The sequence below is a fragment of the Melioribacteraceae bacterium genome (assembly GCA_030584085.1).
In the GTDB taxonomy this organism is placed as follows: domain Bacteria; phylum Bacteroidota; class Ignavibacteria; order Ignavibacteriales; family Melioribacteraceae; genus SURF-28.
On sequence record CP129490.1, the window covers coordinates 468,551 to 486,136 of the forward strand.

Below are 17,586 nucleotides of genomic sequence, written 5' to 3' on the forward strand. Positions count from 1 at the left end.
ATGTTTAGCAAAAAATTATTTATTCTATTGCTCTTGTTATTGTTTACGTTTAGCAATGCACAAGATTTAATTCTAAGCGGTTATGCAAGAACATACCTAGGGGCATTGACAACGGGTGAAAGTGAATACTCAATTATCCAAAACACGTTCGATATTAATCTCGAACACAGTCGCGGCGATGTGTATTTCAAAGTGAACCCGTTTCTTTATCATTATTCAGACAAAGATTTGGAACTAGGATTTAGACAAGCATATATGGATTTATACTTTGATTCTTTCGACATACGAATCGGAAAACAGCAGATTGTTTGGGGAAAAGGAGACGGAGTATTCATTACCGATATTGTTTCTCCGAAAGATATGAGAGAGTTTCTGCTCCCGGAATTCAGCGAAATCCGAGTAGGCGTAACTTCACTAAAATTTAATTATTACTTAGGCAGCAGCACTTTCGAACTCGTTTGGATTCCGGTTTTTACTCCGACACAATTGCCGAATCAAAATTCCATTTGGAGTCTGCAGCCGGATTATCCTTTGCCGTATAGTGTCGATTATGCAAATACCGAAGTGAAAGATAAACTCAGCAACAGTGAAATATTTGCAAAATACTCGTTGCTTTCATCCGCAATCGATTTTGAATTAATGACAGCGTATTCTTGGGACGATGATCCGACTTTTCATTCACAAAAAATATTAAATCAAACTACCGGCGTTGTTGATTCTGTTGTGCTTATACCTGAACATCATCGTTTAACGACATTCGGCGGAAGCTTCAGTACAACACTTGGACCAATAGTTCTTAGAGGCGAGGGTGCATATTATACCGGTAAAAATTTTCAATCCATTAATCCGACTTTAAGCGAAGGTGTTGTAGAAAAAGATTATCTCCATTATTTACTCGGGATTGACTACACAATCGGCGATTTGAAATTGAGCAGTCAATTCATTCAGCAGGCAATTATGGATTATGATGATTACATGGTTACCGATGAGTTTGAAAATACAGTTACGTTTTTAGCAACTATGGATTTCTTAAGAGAAACTTTGAATGTTGAACTGTTTTCGTACATCGGTTTGAATGAAGGCGATGCACTTATTCGACCGAAAGTAACATATGATTTTGTTGACGGATTTGAAATAATGTTAGGTGCAAATCTGTTTGTCGGCGATGAAGGTCAGTTTGGGAGATATGATAAAAACGATATGATTTACACAAAGTTGAAGTATAGTTTTTAAGATGAGTAATGAGTAAGAAAAGAATAATACATATTATAAAATCAATCATTAACAATCTTATTAAGGTGCCGGCTGTTTTTGTAATGTTGATAATCTTAATCTCAGTGATCGATAAAATAGGTCTCCCAGTCTATAATTCGATCTTCTATGGATTTGATTATCTACCTCCATTGTGGTTAACTGTAGTTGCTTTACCGGTCTTTGCCCTCAGGACTATATTAGGCTACAGGAGGTCGGCATCTGTTTTTTTAGCAATACTAATTATGCACATTGCAATTAGCGGGGAAATTAATTTTAGGGGATTGACCAATTCTCAACCAAAACAATCCTCTGGTGCAAATAATATTTCTGTTGCTGCCGTTAATGTCCAATATTATTCAAAAGGTTTTCGTAGTGTAATCGAAGGGATCAAGAAAATTAATGCTGATGTAGTTTTGCTAACAGAGAATGTACTTACTGATAAGCAAGCTGAAATTTTTGATTCCATTGCGTTCCCTTACAAAGCAATAACCGGACGTCCTGAGTCATCTGCAATTCTAACTAAATATCCAATACAAACTTTTAAAGAAATAGAATTTCCAAGTTATCAAGCATCCTTAAGCAGTGGAAACGATATTGATACGCTCCATCGAAACCCCCATCGTGCATTTTTACACGCGGTTATTGATGTTAACGGAACGTCGGTGAATATTATTTCAATGAGATTGCTTGGCGGTAGACCTAAAGATAACAGCTTATTTGAATCGTTGCGTTGGAGTAAATATTTAATTGATACACATCAAATGGAGGGTGATTTCATTATTGATTATATAAAAACAATAAACGGACCGGTGGTTTTCGGCGGAGATTTTAATGCTCATCCAAGTTCAAGCACAATAAAGAAATTCAATAAAATAGCAGATGACAGTTACTCGGTTTCAAATTCTTTGCTTGGTAATACATTTAGACCCCCGTTCCCATCCTTGCGTATAGATTATCTTTTCTCTGCTAATGGAGTAATACCCGTACGATATAAAAAATTAAATATTATTCTGTCAGATCATTACCCGGTCTATGCGGATTTTATAATTAACAATTACGGAAATAATTAGATGAATTCAATAACACAACAAAATTATTGGTATGCTTTTGATACTTATTTGTTATATGAGAGATGGTTTTCTTTAATGAAGAATATCTTTTCAAAAAAAACAGAAATCGTTCTGAATCAGTATAAACATTTAATTGAATTATCACCCGAACCGATTGTAGTTCTTAACGAAGATAGAATAATTTTCGCCAATGAGGAGGCTCTAAATCTGTTCGGTGCAGATAACGATAATGATTTGATTAATAATTCAATGTTGGATTTTGTTGAAGAATCGCACAAAAATAAAGCACGCAACAGTCTATCTAAGATTATTTCAAGTGGTGAAGATTCGGTGATTGCGGAAGTAAGGATCGTTAATCTAAAAAATGAACCTCATTATATACAAGGTATTGCATCGGAAATTTATTTTGAAAATAAGAAAGCCATACTTGTTATGATGAGAGACATTAGCAAAATGAAGGTAAGAGAAGATGAACTGGAAAAAATTGCAGAAGAAGCTAAGAAAATTGAACAAATGAAATCGCAATTTCTCATGCAGATGTCTCATGAAATCAGATCCCCTCTTCATGCAATGATTATAGCGATAAATCTACTCGAAGAAGAATTAAACATGGATAACATCTTTGCATATCCAAATTATTTTAGAGTTATAAAGTCATCCAGTAGAAGAATAACTAAAACAGTTGATCTAATTTTAAATTCAGCTGAGTTAACCAGTAATCTTTATAATCCCGTATTTAAGGAGGTTGATCTCAACTTAATTCTTTCTCATCTAATAACTGAATTTAAAGATAATGCGGACATTAAAAGACTAAAACTAAATTTAATTTCCACAACGGGTCATACAAAAACTATCGGTGATGAATACAGTCTAATGCAAATATTTTCCAACCTGATAGATAATGCAATAAAATTTACAGATAAAGGACAAGTTGAACTAATTCTGAAGAGAGATAGTGATTTCAATCTTATTGTAGAGATAACGGATACCGGTATAGGAATATCCCAAGATTATTTATCAAAAATATTCAACGATTTTACACAGGAATCGAATGGATATAGTCGAAAATTTGAAGGAGCCGGCTTGGGAATGTCTGTTGTAAAAAAGTTTTGTGATCTGAACGATATTGAAATAAAAATTGCAAGTGAAGTAGGGATCGGTACGAAGATTACGTTAATATTTATAACTAAGCAGGAATTAAAATGAAAATCAAAAAAGTTAGGATACAGTTGTTTTTAATAATCCTTTTGCTGTCATCAATTACGGCACAAACTCAAAATGTTTCCACGAAAAATTTGCCTTATGGCTTATCTGCGGAGAATAAAAATTATTGGCAAGAAAGTACGAATGGAAATACGAGAGTTGAAAAGAATTACTTAATTCCTGCAGTAGAAGTTGTAGGTCTAAATTTGTTTGTCGGTGCATTTAACACTTATGTTTCTGATCAAGATTTTGCAAAAATAAGTTTCAAAACAATAGGCGATAATTTTGAAACCGGGTTTGTTTGGGATGAGGATAATTATTTAACAAATCAATTTTTTCATCCGTTTCACGGTGCAAATTATTTCAATACAGCAAGATCAAACGGGTTGGAGTTTTGGGAATCAGTTCCATATGCAGTAGGCGGCAGCCTAATGTGGGAGTTTTTTATGGAAAATGAACCTCCTTCTTATAATGATCTTGTAAATACTTCTGTAACCGGCATAACATTTGGCGAAATTTCCTATCGCGTTTCAAACTTAATTATTGATGAGAGTGCAACTGGATTTGAAAGATTTTTTCGAGAGTTAACTTCTACCGTAATAAATCCCATGCATGGATTCAACCGTCTTATTAAAGGAGATATGTGGAGGTCTGGAACATCTAATAATCCACAAAATTATAAAATAGTTATTTCAACCGGAGCTCATAATGTGTTTTTCGAAAATGATATTAGTAAAACTTATGCAGCGTTTAGAGCTAATCTGATTTACGGAAATATTAATGATGTAAAAAATCATAAATCTCCTTTTGATTATTTCTCGCTTCACGGTGAAGTTAATATTGCCGAAGGTGATGATATTATAGGAATATTTGCAAGTGGTGTTCTTACGGATAAAAAAGTAAATCTTTTTAATAACTCCAACAACATAATTGGTCTGTATAAAGAGGTTGATTTTTTGAGTAATCAAGTATACAAATTAACAGCTACAAGTCTTACCGGAAAATTAATAAATCGCATCGACATTTCATCATTAGTTGAGATGGAAAACAATATAACCGCATCGGGAATATTGATGGGGGGTACAAACTCAGAATATGCTGCCGAAGAAGGAAAAGATTATAATCTCGGTCCCGGTGCAAGTGGAAGTATCGGTATTAAATTCTTATTTGATGATTTCGCGGAAGTTTATTCAAACTATAAAAGATATTGGATCCATACACTTGCCGGAGCCGACGGGGAGGAATTTGTCGGTTTGCTTATGACCGGTATAAATTATCACATATTTGAAAAAACCACACTCGGACTAGAATTCCTTCTTTATGAACGTTACGGCGAATATGAAAAATATCCTGATTACAGTAGCTCGAATGCTGCATTGAGATTTTATGTCAAGTACTCGATTTAATGAGAAAGGAATATGAAAAATAAAATTATATATACTTCCTTAATAATAAGGTCAATGTTTTTGATTGTGTTTGTTTCGAATGGCTTTGCACAGCAAGTACATTATGGTGTAAGAACGGGGATAAATGATACACATAAAAAAGATTTGGACTTATCTGTGTATGAAGTCTATTTACATACAGTTCCTCCAATATATTCAATGACGGATAATATTTTCGATCCGCTCGATATCTCTTTCGAAATGGCTCTTGGTGTTGTAAGGGATAAAGCAAACAGTTCATTATTGTTTTCAATTGGTCCAACATTAAGCATAATTAACTATAAAGATATTTTCTCAGTTTCAACCGGTCTCAAACCCAGCTTAATGACTAATCATATATTCAACAATTTTGATCTCGGCGGAGCATTCAATTTCAAAAGTCATATAGCATTAGCTGTTTCTCCCACTACTGAAATTGAATTAGGCTATCGGTTTGAGCACATGTCCAATGCTGGCTTATATGAAAAAAATCCCGGTTTAAATATTCACTATATCGAAGTCGTTTATGTGCTGTAAACTGTGTTTTAATATTAACATAAAGAGATTAAGATTATGGATTTAGCAATTATAGCAGCTGGTCAGGGTCTGAGGTTAAAAGAAGAAGGAATTAACATTCCTAAACCTCTTGTTGAAATTAACGGCGTTCCAGTGATACAGAGAATAATCGATTTAGCGCTTAAAAACGGATTCAATTCAATTGTATGTATTATTAATGAAGAATCGGAAGAACTAGAAAGATTTTTGCATGAAAATTGTACAAATCACCCATTAAATCTAGTAGTGAAATCAACACCAAGTTCATTCCACAGCTTATATCAATTGAGCAGGTTTACAGCATCACCCTTTCTGCTAACAACAACCGATTCCGTTTTTAAGGAAAAAGAATTTTCAGCTTTTCTCGATTACGGTTTAAATAAAAATGATGCGGATGCGGTTTTGGCTGTTACCAATTTTATAGATGACGAAAAACCTCTTTATGCTGAAGTTGAAAAAGACTTGAGGATAGTGAGTCTTACGGATAACAATAAAGATTGTGAATTTGTAACCGGCGGTTTATACCTGTTCAATAAGGATATTAAAAAATACGTTGATGAAGCAGCAGAACAAGGTGTTAATCGATTGAGAAACTTTTTGAGGTATTTATTACAGAAAGAATTGAGAATGTATTCTTACCCTTTCTCAAAAATTATTGATGTTGATCATGTATTGGATATTAAAAAAGCCGAAGATTTTCTTTTAGGAAATTATAACTAAGAAAGGACTTTAAGAAGTGTCTCGTTTCAAAAATATAATCATACATCTTCAAGACCAAACTTTGTTGCTTAAAAACATAGTTGTAAATCTTGGCGCGGTAAAAGAGCACTGGGACGACACAATACAAGAAATGTACTTGGTAGGCACTAAGTCTTTATTACTTGTATTTCTCGGTGGTATTTTCTCCGGTGTAATTCTTGCAATTGAAACCGGGCACCAATTAAAAATCTTCGGAGCTACGGCATTAATAAGCAGAACCGTTTCATTAGGAATGGTAAGAGAGTTAGGACCGGTTGTAACCGGACTTCTTTTAGCGGCACGAACAGGAGCTAAAAATGCTTCCGAGTTGGGTGCCATGCAATTGAGCGATCAAATAGATGCTCTTAGGGCATTTGGCGCTGATCCAATTCGTAGATTGGTTGTCGTAAGGACAATTGCCGCAACGCTGATGTTTTTACCGTTAACACTAATTGCAGATATTGCGGGAATTTTAGGCGGAATGCTGGTTGCTAATCAAACCTTTCATGTTGACATGAACTCGTTTTGGAATACTGCAATAAGTGTTCTAGAAATGAAAGACTTATTTGTTGGCTTTATTAAACCGTTATTCTATGGTTTTTTTGTTGGTTCAATGAGTTGTTACTTCGGCTTGAAAACTAAAGGCGGAACCGCAGGCTTGGGTAAAAATACAGTCAATGCTGTTGTGTTTACATCGGTTACAATTTTAATACTTGATTTTATATTCACAAAAATTGTTTGGGAAGTCTTGTAAAGAATGATAGCTCTAAAAAATATATCGCTAACGCTAAACAGTAAAACTATCCTCAAAAATGTTAATTGTGAAATTAAACAAGGACTTACTTCAGTAATATTAGGGCCCAGCGGTGCAGGTAAAAGTTCGTTGCTTAGAATTATTCTTGGTCTTTGGCTGCCCGATAAAGGCAGCGTATTAGTTGATGGGAAAGATATAACAACAATGGATGACTCCGAAGTATTGGAAGTGAGAAAAAATATCGGAATAGTTTTTCAAAGCAATGCCTTATTCGATTCGCTGTCTGTTGCGGAAAACATAGTCTACTTTTTACCGGGCAGAAGTGAAAAGTCAGAAAAGGAGTTAGTGTTAAAGGCAAAAGAGCTTCTGAGTTATGTTAATATGCCCGGAACAGAAAACTTATACCCGGGAGAATTAAGCGGCGGAATGAAAAAAAGAGTTGCAATTGCCCGGGCATTAGCCCTTAGGCCAAAAGTTATATTATTTGACGAACCAACTACAGGTTTAGATCCGATTAATTCTGGAGCTGTTCTTGATTTAATTGATAAGTTAAAACAAAATGGAACTACTTCGGTAGTTGTTACTCATATACTAAACGATGCTATCCAGATTGGGGATCGATTTACCGTGATTAATAACGGCTCAATTATGGAGTCAGGATCTATCGGAAGAATAATGGAATCAACAAACACGTTTGTAAGGGAATTCTTTTCGCAAATTAGAAGAGAAAATCATTGGTCTGCAGTGAGGAAAAATCAAAGAGGAATGATAAATGTTCAATAGAAATTCAAAATTATATAAGATGAGAGTAGGATACACTGTGTTTCTTGGCTTAATAATATTCTTTCTTTTTGTTGTGTTGGTTGGAACGAAAGGTAACTATTTAAGAAACACTTATGAATTGAAGATACTCTTAAAAGACACTCAAGGTTTACGAGAGGGAGCTTCTGTATCATTAGCGGGGTTGAAAGTAGGAGAAATTGATAAAATTGAATTTATATCCATAGACGAAGATAATTTGGTGCTGTTAAGACTTTCAATACGTGAAGAATATTCAAATCACATAACCGATAAATCATTTGCGAGAATAGAAACGAGCGGTTTACTGGGTGAAAAATTAATAAATATTTCAATGGGCAATACTTTCGAACCGAACCTTAAAAACGGCGATATTCTGCCGGTAAAAGAATCACTCTCACTTGATAAGCTAACCGATAAGATTGAGCCAATCGCAAATAATGTAAATGCTGTTGTAAGCAATCTTAAAATAATTACGGATTCAATCTCACGGGGCAAGGGAAGCATAGGAGAACTGGTTATTAATTCAACATTTGCAGTACGATTTAATTCGATGCTTACCAATCTTGATGAATTTACGGCAAAACTTAATCAACCAAATAATACAATAGGTAAATTGGTTAATACAACAGAATTCTACGATAACATTAATTCGTTAGCAGGCAATATTAAAATGCTGACCGATTCATTGAATTCCGGCAAAGGTACTTTGGGTAAGCTTTTAGTGGATGATAGTTTTTATAATGAGTTAAATGATCTCACTGATAATCTAAATCAATTAGTATTGAAAACAGATAACAATAATACAATTATAGGCGGAGCGTTGAATGATACCGGAACCTATGCAAAAATTACAATGCTGATTGAAGAGTTAAACAAGCTGATTGTTGATGTAAAAGAAAATCCGGATAGATACATAAATATATCTGTCTTTTAGAAAATAATTTTATAAACGAGGTGATAAAATGAAGCTGCAGTTAGCAGGCATAAGAAGAAAAACTGATTTCTCGCCTAATCAAATAACTAATGACAACCTGATAATATTAAAAACAGCTCAAGAGTTAATGAAGCTTGGTGTTGATTGTAAACTTTACGAAGAAGCGGATGTATTTACGGACAGAATAAAGGAAAACACAATTTTTTCAATGACACGTGGTGAAAAAGCACTTAAGAAATTAGCTGAACTTAAAGAGGATGGAAAATATATTATCAATTCACCCCTATCTAGTCTGGATTGCTACCGAGTCAGGATGATAGCTAAACTAAAAGCTGCACAAATTCCTTTTCCTAGGAGCAAGATTGTATCAACTGAATTGGATAGACAATACAAAATATCGGAAGTAGGCGAGCGAAAGTTATGGGTCAAGCGCGGAGATGTCCACGCGGTGCACAGAGAAGATGTGTCGCTGGTTTACAGTGATGAAGAGTTGAACTTTTTATTAAAAGAGTTTGCCCACCGAGGAATTAATGAGGCGATTCTTCAAGAACATATTTGCGGTGATGTGATAAAGTTTTATTCGGTAAGAGACACAGATTTTTTTAGATGGTATTACGTAAACGGAAACAATCATTATAGATTTGATCAAAACCGATTAAGAGAACTCTCCGAAAAATCAGCAGACATTTTGAACTTGTACATTTATGGCGGTGATGCAATCATTTCGGAAAATGGATCAATAACAATAATTGATATTAATGATTGGCCCAGTTTTGCAAACTTTAGAGATGAAGCAAGTAAATTTATCGCAAAGTCAATTTACTCCAACGCAGTTAAATTTATTGAAGAATACAAGGCAAGTCTCAAACATGTTATTTAATAAAAAGGAAAGTGATGATGCAAGCACATTCTATTAAATCAACTTATAAAGCTAAAGATACAGAGGAAACATTAGACAAAATATTTTACAGACCTTTAGGTTATGTTATGGCTCTCGGGTTTAAAGCTTTGGGACTCACACCTAATGCGGTCACAATCATAAGTATATTTGTCGGTATTGCCGCAGGCCATTTTTTCTACTATGAAAGTATTTCATTAAATCTGTTCGGCATAGCGCTATTAATATTAGCCAATACAATGGATAGCGCTGACGGTCAGCTAGCACGTATTACAAACACAAAAAGTAGAATTGGAAGAATACTTGACGGACTAGCCGGTAACCTGTGGTTCGTAAGTATTTATCTTCACTTGTATTTCAGATTTATTAATAACGGTTATGATCCTTCAAGTATTCTTTTGCTTGTAGTAGCGGGAATCAGTCACTCATTTCAATCAGCTTATGCAGATTACCTTCGCAACTATTACTTGATGTTCTTACACGGGAAAGATAAAAGCGAAATTGAGGAGTCCGAGAACATAAGGGAGAAATATTACAAGCTAAGCTGGGGAAAAAACTTTTATCAAAAATTTTTAATGCGTGTTTACCTTAATTATACTTTAGAGCAAGAACTCTTTTCCAAAAACATTATCAAGTTATATGACCTAGCAAAGAATAAATTCGCATTAAATATTCCGGAAAGGATATCATCTCTTTATAAAAAAATGAATCAACCGCTTGTAAAATATTTTAACATACTTACAACTAACACACGCATGATTTTTTTGTTTATTGCGCTGTTCTTAAATGAACCGATACTCTATTTCCTTTTTGAGCTTACATTGCTAAACATATTGTTTATTTATGTGGTCCTAAAACACGAGAAGAACAGTTCAACTATTTTTGATGAAGCATTAAAAGTAAACATCAATTGAGATAAAAGATGAACAGAAAAGTTAAAACGATATTTTTTGTTTTGGGACTAATAATCTTTGTTTTGCTTATTTCTGAATTCGGCCTCGAGAATATATTAACTAATATTCAAAAAACAGGGTGGTGGCTGGTACCGATTATTGGAGTTTGGTTATTTGTATATTTATTGAATGCCTTAGCTTGGCGGTTTGTTTTAAAACCTCAAAAAGAGAAAATATCATTCGCGGAAATTTTTACAATATCTTTAAGCGGATTTGCAATTAACTATATCACGCCGGTAATTAATCTTGGCGGAGAACCCTACAAAGTACTGGTACTGAAAGAAAAACTCGGAACTAATAATGCCGTTTCTTCGGTAATACTTTATTCGATGCTTCACTTTTTCTCCTCATTTATTTATTGGATAGCTGCAATTGTACTCATTCTCTTATCTCTAACTTTATCCGACGAACTTCAAATAATTTTTAGTGCGGGATTTATTGCTGCTCTTTTGGGGATATGGTTTTTTTATTCACGTCACAAGAAGGGAGTATTTATAAGTCTTTTTAAAATTATTCCCAAACTTCCGTTTACCGCAAAGCTTGTTGAAAAATTAAAAACGAAAGAAGATTCACTTGTTGACATCGACGAACAAATAACCAATTTCTATAACAAAAGTAGAAGAGATTTTTATTCTTCTTTAATGCTTGAAGTTGCCGCACGTTTTGTTGCTTCAGTTGAATTTATATTTATACTAAAAGCAATTGGAATTGAAATATCATTTCAAGAAGCAATTTATATAAACGCATTTTCTTCTTTGTTTATGAACTTATTCTTTTTCATCCCGATGAATTTAGGTGTGCGCGAAGGAAGTCTCTTTTTAATAATGGGATTATTGAAGTTCACATCTGCAATCGGAATTTATATTGGTCTGGTAAATAGAATCCGAGAGTTTTTCTGGATTTTAATAGGCTTACTCTTGATTCAATTTCGAAAAACAAATATTCCAAACAAAGAAGTGATTAATTACGCGGATATAAAATGAACATCGAAATAAAAAATATAATATTCGATTACGGTGGAACTCTCGATACTCACGGGGTACACTGGAGTGAAAAGTTTTGGGAAGTTTATCAACATTTCCATCTTCCGGTTGAAAAAGAGGATTTTAGAAAAGCTTATGTCTATTCGGAAAGATATATCCCAAATGTGATTAAGAAAGATTATGGATTAGAGAGAACTTACAAGACACAAATTTATTATCAGTTCAATTACCTCGAAAGTAATAATCTCCTATCAGGCTTTTCGTATATGATACTTGACGAGTTGGTGAAGTACTTAATAAGTCAAGTTAAGAATAATATAGAAATCACAAAGTTAACTTTAGCAATACTGGAACAAGATCATACGTTGGGATTGATTTCCAATTATTACGGTAACATTAATAAAGTTTTGGAAGATCTTGATTTAATGAAATATTTCAAAGCGGTAATTGATTCGACGGTTGTTGGTGTTAGAAAACCTAATGAAGAGATATTCAAAATGGCGTTAAATAAAATTGATATCCAAGCAAATGAAACTGCTATGGTCGGAGATTCGTACGGAAACGATATTGTTCCGGCTAAACTATTAGGATGTAAAACCATTTGGTTAAAAGGTAAAGGTTGGAGTGAAGTTAAAGATACAAGCAGTGCCGATTTTATAATTGAATCACTTAAGCAATTGCCGGATTTAATAAAAACATTGAATAAAAATTACGCTTATTAATAATGAAAGGAGAATAATCATGGAAAATATTGGAATTAAAAAACCTGAAGGGAAGCTCGGTGTTTTAATTGTTGGCTTGAACGGAGCTGTTTCAACTACTTTTTTAGCAGGTATCTTTGCCGTTAAAAAAGGTTTGTCGCTGCCTATCGGTTCATTAACACAAATGGGTACTATTAGAATTGGGAAAAGAGCTGCTAATAATTTCCCGATGATAAAAGACTTTGTTCCGTTGAATTCGATTGATGATCTCGTTTTCGGCGGATGGGATATTAGAAATGAAAGCATTTTTGAAGCCGCCAATTATGCCAAAGTGTTAAACGAAAAAGATCTCAATAACGTTACCGAAGAGCTGAAAGCCATTAAACCCATGAAAGCGGTATTCGATCAATATTATGTGAAAAGATTAAAAGGAGATCATGTAAAGGAAGGCAGAACAAAGTATGAACTTATGTTGCAGCTTCGTGATGACATACAATTATTCAAGGAAATGAATTCGCTTGATCGTGTGGTTGTAGTTTGGGCAGGGAGCACTGAGATTTTTATCGAGCAGCAAGATGTTCATAAAACAATTAAGGCGTTTGAAGATGGTATGAAAAACAACGACCTGGATATATCTCCAAGTATGCTGTATGCATATGCGGCAGTTTCGGAAGGAGTACCGTTCATTAACGGTTCACCGAATCTTTGTGTGGATATCCCGGCAATAGTTGATCTTGCAATCAAAAACGAAGTACCGGTTGCCGGTAAAGATTTTAAAACTGGGCAAACGTTAATCAAAACAGTAATAGCCCCGATGTTGAAAATGAGGATGCTCGGATTAAACGGCTGGTTCTCGAATAATATCTTAGGTAATAGAGACGGTGAAGTTTTGGATGACCCGGGTTCATTTAAAACTAAGGAAGAAAGTAAGTTATCGGTACTTGGGACAATACTGCAACCCGAATTGTACCAAGAACTTTATTCAGATTACTATCACAAAGTTCGTATCAATTATTATCCGCCGCGCGGCGATAACAAGGAAGGCTGGGATAATATCGATATTTTCGGTTGGCTAGGTTACCCGATGGAATTGAAAATCAATTTCCTCTGCCGTGATTCGATTCTAGCTGCACCGATCATGCTTGACCTTATCTTATTTGCCGATCTCGCACAAAGAAGCAATATGAAAGGAATGCAAGAGTGGATGTCTTTGTTCTTTAAGAGTCCGATGCATTCGGAAAATGTTATTCCAGAACACGATTTGTTTATCCAATCGATGAAATTAAAAAATACGCTCAGAAAATTAATGAACGAAATGCCGATTACTCATCTCGACACAAACGGTGTGGAACATAGTGTTGAAGAATATGAATGCTTTGATTAATAACTAAATACTAATAATTCCGTGATCTTTGAGATTACGGGGATTTCTAAATTAACTAGACGGCCAATATAGAAACCAAGAAAATATGATTTACCTACTTCTGATATTAAGTATGATTTTTTCTTCGGAAATCAACGGGCAAACTTTTGATAAAAATTCCCGCACTCCGTCTTCTGCGTTACTTAATAGTGCTGTCGAAAAAGATTCTGTGAAGGAAGAAAAACAAGAAGTTGTGGTTTCCGCATTGCCGTTTGCTCTTTACAGTGAAATATTCGGATGGGCTGCCGGAGGTTTTATCGGCATTCAAGGTTTGTCGCAAAGAAATATGTCGCTATATGCTGGAGGGCTGATAAGTACTAACGGTACTAAGTACGGATTTATTCAATTCAGAGAATTTTATTTGCCGTTTTATCCTCGGCTTTATATTGCCCCCGATATTCTCGGTGGTTATTTCGGAGCATTGAATGTTTACAAAGATCCACCCGGTTCACCGCCTCCGGCAACATCAAAAGAACGCGCTGGGAGTAACGATTCCGATCAAAATGATTATATGGAAGTTAGCGGATCGGATCAATGGTACGAAATGAAATTTAGATTTCTTCTACCGATCGGTCATGGTAAAGATGAAATTCACTTTTCGCCTAAACTGGAAAATGGAATCTTGGTTGCAGGGGAACTGGGCGCTACGCACTGGAATCCGTTCGTAAGCGGAAGAACTTTTATTGATATAAAACCCTTTTACAGAAAGCGCGTGGCTTTTGCAACCAACGGAATTGAGTTTGCTTTAACTAGAGAGAACACGGATTTTTATGTTAACCCGACACGCGGCAGTCTGCAAAAGTTTGCTTTCAGAAGAGACTTCGGATGGTTTGATACAATGGCTCCGTGGAGTGTCGTTGAAACCGATCTCAGGTGGTATCTTCCGCTGTACGAAATGTTCGGCAGCAAAAATTCCTTACCGAAAGTTTTGGCGTTTGATTTCTGGACTGTCAACACATTAACTTGGGATAGTTACGATGTTGAAGGTATTGATCCTGAAGGGAATTTAATTAAAAAATATTACCGTCCACCGCCTTATACAGGCGCATACCTTGGCGGAAGATATAGACTTCGAGCTTATTACGAAGACAGGTTTAACGATAGAGCGGCAATTTATTACGGCGCAGAGTATAGACAGATTATCTCATGGAATCCTTTTGATTATTGGTCGTTTACCAGAAAGTTAAATGTACACTGGCTTCAGCTTGCCGTATTTGCCGAGCTCGGCAGAGTTGCACCTGAATGGAATATCGAAACTCTTCATACCGATATTAAATGGAGCGCCGGTGGCGGTGTTAGAATTTTTATGAATAACTTAATTCTAAGAGTTGACTCAGCCTTCGGAGATGAAGGGATGTTCCTGCAGATGTATGTTGATCATGCGTTTTGAAAATTGCTAAACTAAATTTTTTGTTATCAATCATAACACGTCCAACAATATTTCACAACTAGAATATCAAATAATTTATGTGTCACTAAAGGAGTGTATCATTTGAATAAAAATTCGTATCGAGTTGTTACTAAGATAACCGTATTAAGTTTTTTAGTACTGACACTTCTTATAACCGAAATAGTTGGCCAAACTAAAACAGGAATAATATCTGGCGAGGTAAGAGATGCAACAACACAGCAGCCACTGCCAGGTGCTAATGTAATAATTTTAAATACAGATATTGGAGCCGCTTGCGATGAGAGCGGCTATTACGTAATAAAAAATGTTTCCCCCGGAAGTTATATTCTAAAAGTGTCAATGATAGGGTATGAATCGGCAACTTATGCAGATTTGATAGTTAACCCAAACCGGAACCACTCGGCTAATTTTAAGCTCCACATCTCTGTAACGGAAATGGATGAAGTTCAAGTTAGTGCCGATCATTTTGCAAAGCCGGTTGAGAACCCTGTTAGCTTTAGAACAATATCCCCAGAAGAAATAAGGAGATCACCGGGTTCGGCAGAAGATATTTTTAGAGTTATGCAGTCAATGCCCGGAGTTGCAACTGCTGGTACAAAAAGCGCACAACTAATTGTGCGGGGCGGTAGTCCTGAAGAAAATCTTACTCTGCTAGATAATATCGAAGTCTATAACCCGATACACTTTGCCAGAACTGGTGAGTCAATGGGAGTAATCAGTATTGTCAATCCGGCGTTAATTCAAAAAGTAGATTTCTTAACCGGAGGTTTCCCAGCCAAGTATGGAGATAAAATGTCATCTGTCTTTGATATGACTCTTAAAGAGGGGAACAGAGAAACAATGAATACAGATGTAAATTTAAATATTGCCGGTTTTGGTGTAACTATGGATGGTCCTCTTACTGATAATGCTAATATGATTTTCTCCCTTAGACGAGGTTATTTCGATTTGATTACTTCACTCCTTGACAAACCTGTTGCTCCAAATTATTACGATGCAGTCGGGAAAATTTCATTTGATTTAAATAAAGATAACAGAATCAGTCTTGTAGGATTTTATTATATAGATCAAATTGAACGCACAGGAATTGAAAAAGGAGAAACTTACAGTTGGAACCGTTTCAACTATTTGACGCGTGATGATTACGGCTCTGCAATCGGAATTAATTGGCGCTCGCTCATTTCCGAAAAAGCATTCTCGTTAGTTACGGCTTCCTACACAAGCAATGGTTGGAATACGATTCAAGGAACGGAATTAGAGCGAGATTTACTGGGTGAAGATATTCGTGAAGATGAATTCAGCTTGAGATCTGAATTTAATTATCAATTTTCGTCGAAATTAAATTTGAAACTTGGCGGACAATTTAAAGTGATCAATTCTCATAATGAATCTTGGAGCCCTGCCGATACAACTAGGGACGGAACAATCACTCCTGCAAACACAATTTCTTATCAACCTGATGCTGAATTTAAGTCAATGTTTTTTCTGCAATCATCATTCCGGGTTGTTGATCCGTTGTTGATTTCTGTCGGCTTACGTTACGATTATTTCTCATTAACTGATGAAATTAATTTTAGTCCTCGTATCTCACTTTCGTATAATTTATCCAAAAAGGCGCAACTTAACTTTGCTTGGGGAAGATATTATCAGACTCCCGCAAATTACGAAGTCGCGCCCGATGAAAGAAATCTTTCATTAAATAGCAGCTATGCCGATCATTACATTGCAGGATTAGAATACCGTTTAGGATTAGATACAAAAGTTGGAATTGAAATTTATCATAAAGAGCTTTCGAACCTGATAGTTGATCCGGATAGTTCAAACCTTTTAATCAATACCGGAAGCGGTTATGCACAAGGAGTTGAATTCTCGCTTCAAAAGAAATTTACCGATGGTTTTGTAGGAAGCGCTTCTTATTCTTATTCAATTTCAAAAAGAAGAGATTATGAATCAACTGCGTTGTATGATTTTGAATATGACCGCCCTCATATACTTAACTTGATTTTCGGACTTGAGATAGGAGCGGGCTGGCAGATTGGTGCGAAGTTTCAGTATGCTTCCGGCAACCCTTACACTCCGGTAACAGGTGTAACTAAAATTGACAATATATTTTATATTATTAACGGTGAGAACAATTCTGCACGTTATCCTGATTATCACAAATTGGATCTTCGCATTGATAAGCAATTTGTTTTCGATAGCTGGTCATTTTCCGTTTACCTTGATTTGTGGAATGTCTACAATAGGGATAATGTCGTTTCATATTCATTCAAAACTGCCAAGGATGGCACAGTAACAACAGAGCCGAGATATGATTTTGGAATAATGCCTATTATCGGATTTACGGCAAAGTTTTGATTCAGCAAGACATCTAATTCTTATTGTTTTTGTTAAACAATAGTGTTCACAACCTTGTCTAATTAAAGAGTTTTATTTTTATAAGGAGGGAATTAAATTTTTATAATGTTGATTCTTATACAGGAG

Annotated in this window: 16 protein-coding genes; all 16 read left to right on the forward strand. The window is 35.2% G+C overall.

The window, feature by feature from the left end:
- The 16 genes from QY331_02105 (at window position 1) to QY331_02180 (ending at window position 17,460) form a co-directional block, all read left to right on the forward strand.
- Window positions 1-1,233: a hypothetical protein gene (locus QY331_02105; protein ID WKZ70046.1), complete on the forward strand. Its 1,233-nt coding sequence runs from the start codon at window positions 1-3 to the stop codon at window positions 1,231-1,233.
- 8 nt (window positions 1,234-1,241) lie between these two features.
- Complete coding sequence (locus tag QY331_02110) at window positions 1,242-2,324, forward strand: endonuclease/exonuclease/phosphatase family protein (protein WKZ70047.1); 1,083 nt, start codon at window positions 1,242-1,244, stop codon at window positions 2,322-2,324.
- Window positions 2,325-3,530: an ATP-binding protein gene (locus QY331_02115; protein WKZ70048.1), complete on the forward strand. Its 1,206-nt coding sequence runs from the start codon at window positions 2,325-2,327 to the stop codon at window positions 3,528-3,530.
- Window positions 3,527-4,933 carry a DUF3943 domain-containing protein gene (locus QY331_02120; GenBank protein ID WKZ70049.1) on the forward strand — a complete coding sequence of 469 codons (1,407 nt, stop codon included), beginning with the start codon at window positions 3,527-3,529 and terminating at the stop codon, window positions 4,931-4,933. The genes QY331_02115 and QY331_02120 overlap by 4 nt, the downstream gene beginning before the upstream one ends.
- A 12-nt stretch (window positions 4,934-4,945) precedes the next feature.
- The gene (locus QY331_02125; GenBank protein ID WKZ70050.1) at window positions 4,946-5,488 is read left to right on the forward strand and encodes an acyloxyacyl hydrolase; all 543 of its coding nucleotides are present in this window, start codon (window positions 4,946-4,948) and stop codon (window positions 5,486-5,488) included.
- A gap of 36 nt (window positions 5,489-5,524) precedes the next feature.
- Window positions 5,525-6,226 (forward strand): sugar phosphate nucleotidyltransferase, encoded by a 702-nt coding sequence (locus QY331_02130; protein WKZ70051.1) that lies wholly within the window; start codon window positions 5,525-5,527, stop codon window positions 6,224-6,226.
- A 16-nt stretch (window positions 6,227-6,242) separates the two neighbouring features.
- The gene (locus tag QY331_02135; protein ID WKZ70052.1) at window positions 6,243-6,998 is read left to right on the forward strand and encodes an ABC transporter permease; all 756 of its coding nucleotides are present in this window, start codon (window positions 6,243-6,245) and stop codon (window positions 6,996-6,998) included.
- 3 nt (window positions 6,999-7,001) lie between these two features.
- On the forward strand, window positions 7,002-7,781 hold the full coding sequence (locus QY331_02140; protein WKZ70053.1) for an ATP-binding cassette domain-containing protein: 780 nt from the start codon (window positions 7,002-7,004) through the stop codon (window positions 7,779-7,781).
- Window positions 7,771-8,733, forward strand: a complete 963-nt coding sequence (locus QY331_02145) for an MlaD family protein (protein ID WKZ70054.1) — start codon at window positions 7,771-7,773, stop codon at window positions 8,731-8,733. The genes QY331_02140 and QY331_02145 overlap by 11 nt, the downstream gene beginning before the upstream one ends.
- Before the next feature lie 28 nt (window positions 8,734-8,761).
- Entirely contained in the window at window positions 8,762-9,613 is an 852-nt protein-coding gene (locus tag QY331_02150; GenBank protein WKZ70055.1) for a hypothetical protein, read from the forward strand.
- A gap of 17 nt (window positions 9,614-9,630) precedes the next feature.
- On the forward strand, window positions 9,631-10,545 hold the full coding sequence (locus tag QY331_02155; GenBank protein WKZ70056.1) for a CDP-alcohol phosphatidyltransferase family protein: 915 nt from the start codon (window positions 9,631-9,633) through the stop codon (window positions 10,543-10,545).
- An 8-nt stretch (window positions 10,546-10,553) separates the two neighbouring features.
- Window positions 10,554-11,567, forward strand: a complete 1,014-nt coding sequence (locus QY331_02160) for a lysylphosphatidylglycerol synthase transmembrane domain-containing protein (protein ID WKZ70057.1) — start codon at window positions 10,554-10,556, stop codon at window positions 11,565-11,567.
- Window positions 11,564-12,289 carry an HAD family hydrolase gene (locus tag QY331_02165; GenBank protein ID WKZ70058.1) on the forward strand — a complete coding sequence of 242 codons (726 nt, stop codon included), beginning with the start codon at window positions 11,564-11,566 and terminating at the stop codon, window positions 12,287-12,289. The genes QY331_02160 and QY331_02165 overlap by 4 nt, the downstream gene beginning before the upstream one ends.
- A 19-nt stretch (window positions 12,290-12,308) precedes the next feature.
- Window positions 12,309-13,652, forward strand: coding sequence for an inositol-3-phosphate synthase (locus QY331_02170; protein WKZ70059.1), 1,344 nt, complete (start codon window positions 12,309-12,311; stop codon window positions 13,650-13,652).
- An 85-nt stretch (window positions 13,653-13,737) separates the two neighbouring features.
- Entirely contained in the window at window positions 13,738-15,081 is a 1,344-nt protein-coding gene (locus QY331_02175) for a BamA/TamA family outer membrane protein (GenBank protein WKZ70060.1), read from the forward strand.
- 102 nt (window positions 15,082-15,183) lie between these two features.
- The gene (locus QY331_02180; GenBank protein ID WKZ70061.1) at window positions 15,184-17,460 is read left to right on the forward strand and encodes a TonB-dependent receptor; all 2,277 of its coding nucleotides are present in this window, start codon (window positions 15,184-15,186) and stop codon (window positions 17,458-17,460) included.
- The last annotated feature ends 126 nt before the right edge of the window (window positions 17,461-17,586 follow it).

Excerpts from the sequence above, each read along its gene's own strand:
- QY331_02140 (WKZ70053.1), top strand. The coding sequence starts at position 7,002 with ATGATAGCTCTAAAAAATATATCGCTAACGCTAAACAGTAAAACTATC.
- QY331_02175 (WKZ70060.1), top strand. The coding sequence starts at position 13,738 with ATGATTTACCTACTTCTGATATTAAGTATGATTTTTTCTTCGGAAATC.
- QY331_02165 (WKZ70058.1), top strand. The coding sequence starts at position 11,564 with ATGAACATCGAAATAAAAAATATAATATTCGATTACGGTGGAACTCTC.
- QY331_02105 (WKZ70046.1), top strand. The coding sequence starts at position 1 with ATGTTTAGCAAAAAATTATTTATTCTATTGCTCTTGTTATTGTTTACG.
- QY331_02155 (WKZ70056.1), top strand. The coding sequence starts at position 9,631 with ATGCAAGCACATTCTATTAAATCAACTTATAAAGCTAAAGATACAGAG.
- QY331_02125 (WKZ70050.1), top strand. The coding sequence starts at position 4,946 with ATGAAAAATAAAATTATATATACTTCCTTAATAATAAGGTCAATGTTT.
- QY331_02145 (WKZ70054.1), top strand. The coding sequence starts at position 7,771 with ATGTTCAATAGAAATTCAAAATTATATAAGATGAGAGTAGGATACACT.
- QY331_02115 (WKZ70048.1), top strand. The coding sequence starts at position 2,325 with ATGAATTCAATAACACAACAAAATTATTGGTATGCTTTTGATACTTAT.
- QY331_02130 (WKZ70051.1), top strand. The coding sequence starts at position 5,525 with ATGGATTTAGCAATTATAGCAGCTGGTCAGGGTCTGAGGTTAAAAGAA.
- QY331_02170 (WKZ70059.1), top strand. The coding sequence starts at position 12,309 with ATGGAAAATATTGGAATTAAAAAACCTGAAGGGAAGCTCGGTGTTTTA.
- QY331_02160 (WKZ70057.1), top strand. The coding sequence starts at position 10,554 with ATGAACAGAAAAGTTAAAACGATATTTTTTGTTTTGGGACTAATAATC.
- QY331_02120 (WKZ70049.1), top strand. The coding sequence starts at position 3,527 with ATGAAAATCAAAAAAGTTAGGATACAGTTGTTTTTAATAATCCTTTTG.
- QY331_02110 (WKZ70047.1), top strand. The coding sequence starts at position 1,242 with ATGAGTAAGAAAAGAATAATACATATTATAAAATCAATCATTAACAAT.
- QY331_02150 (WKZ70055.1), top strand. The coding sequence starts at position 8,762 with ATGAAGCTGCAGTTAGCAGGCATAAGAAGAAAAACTGATTTCTCGCCT.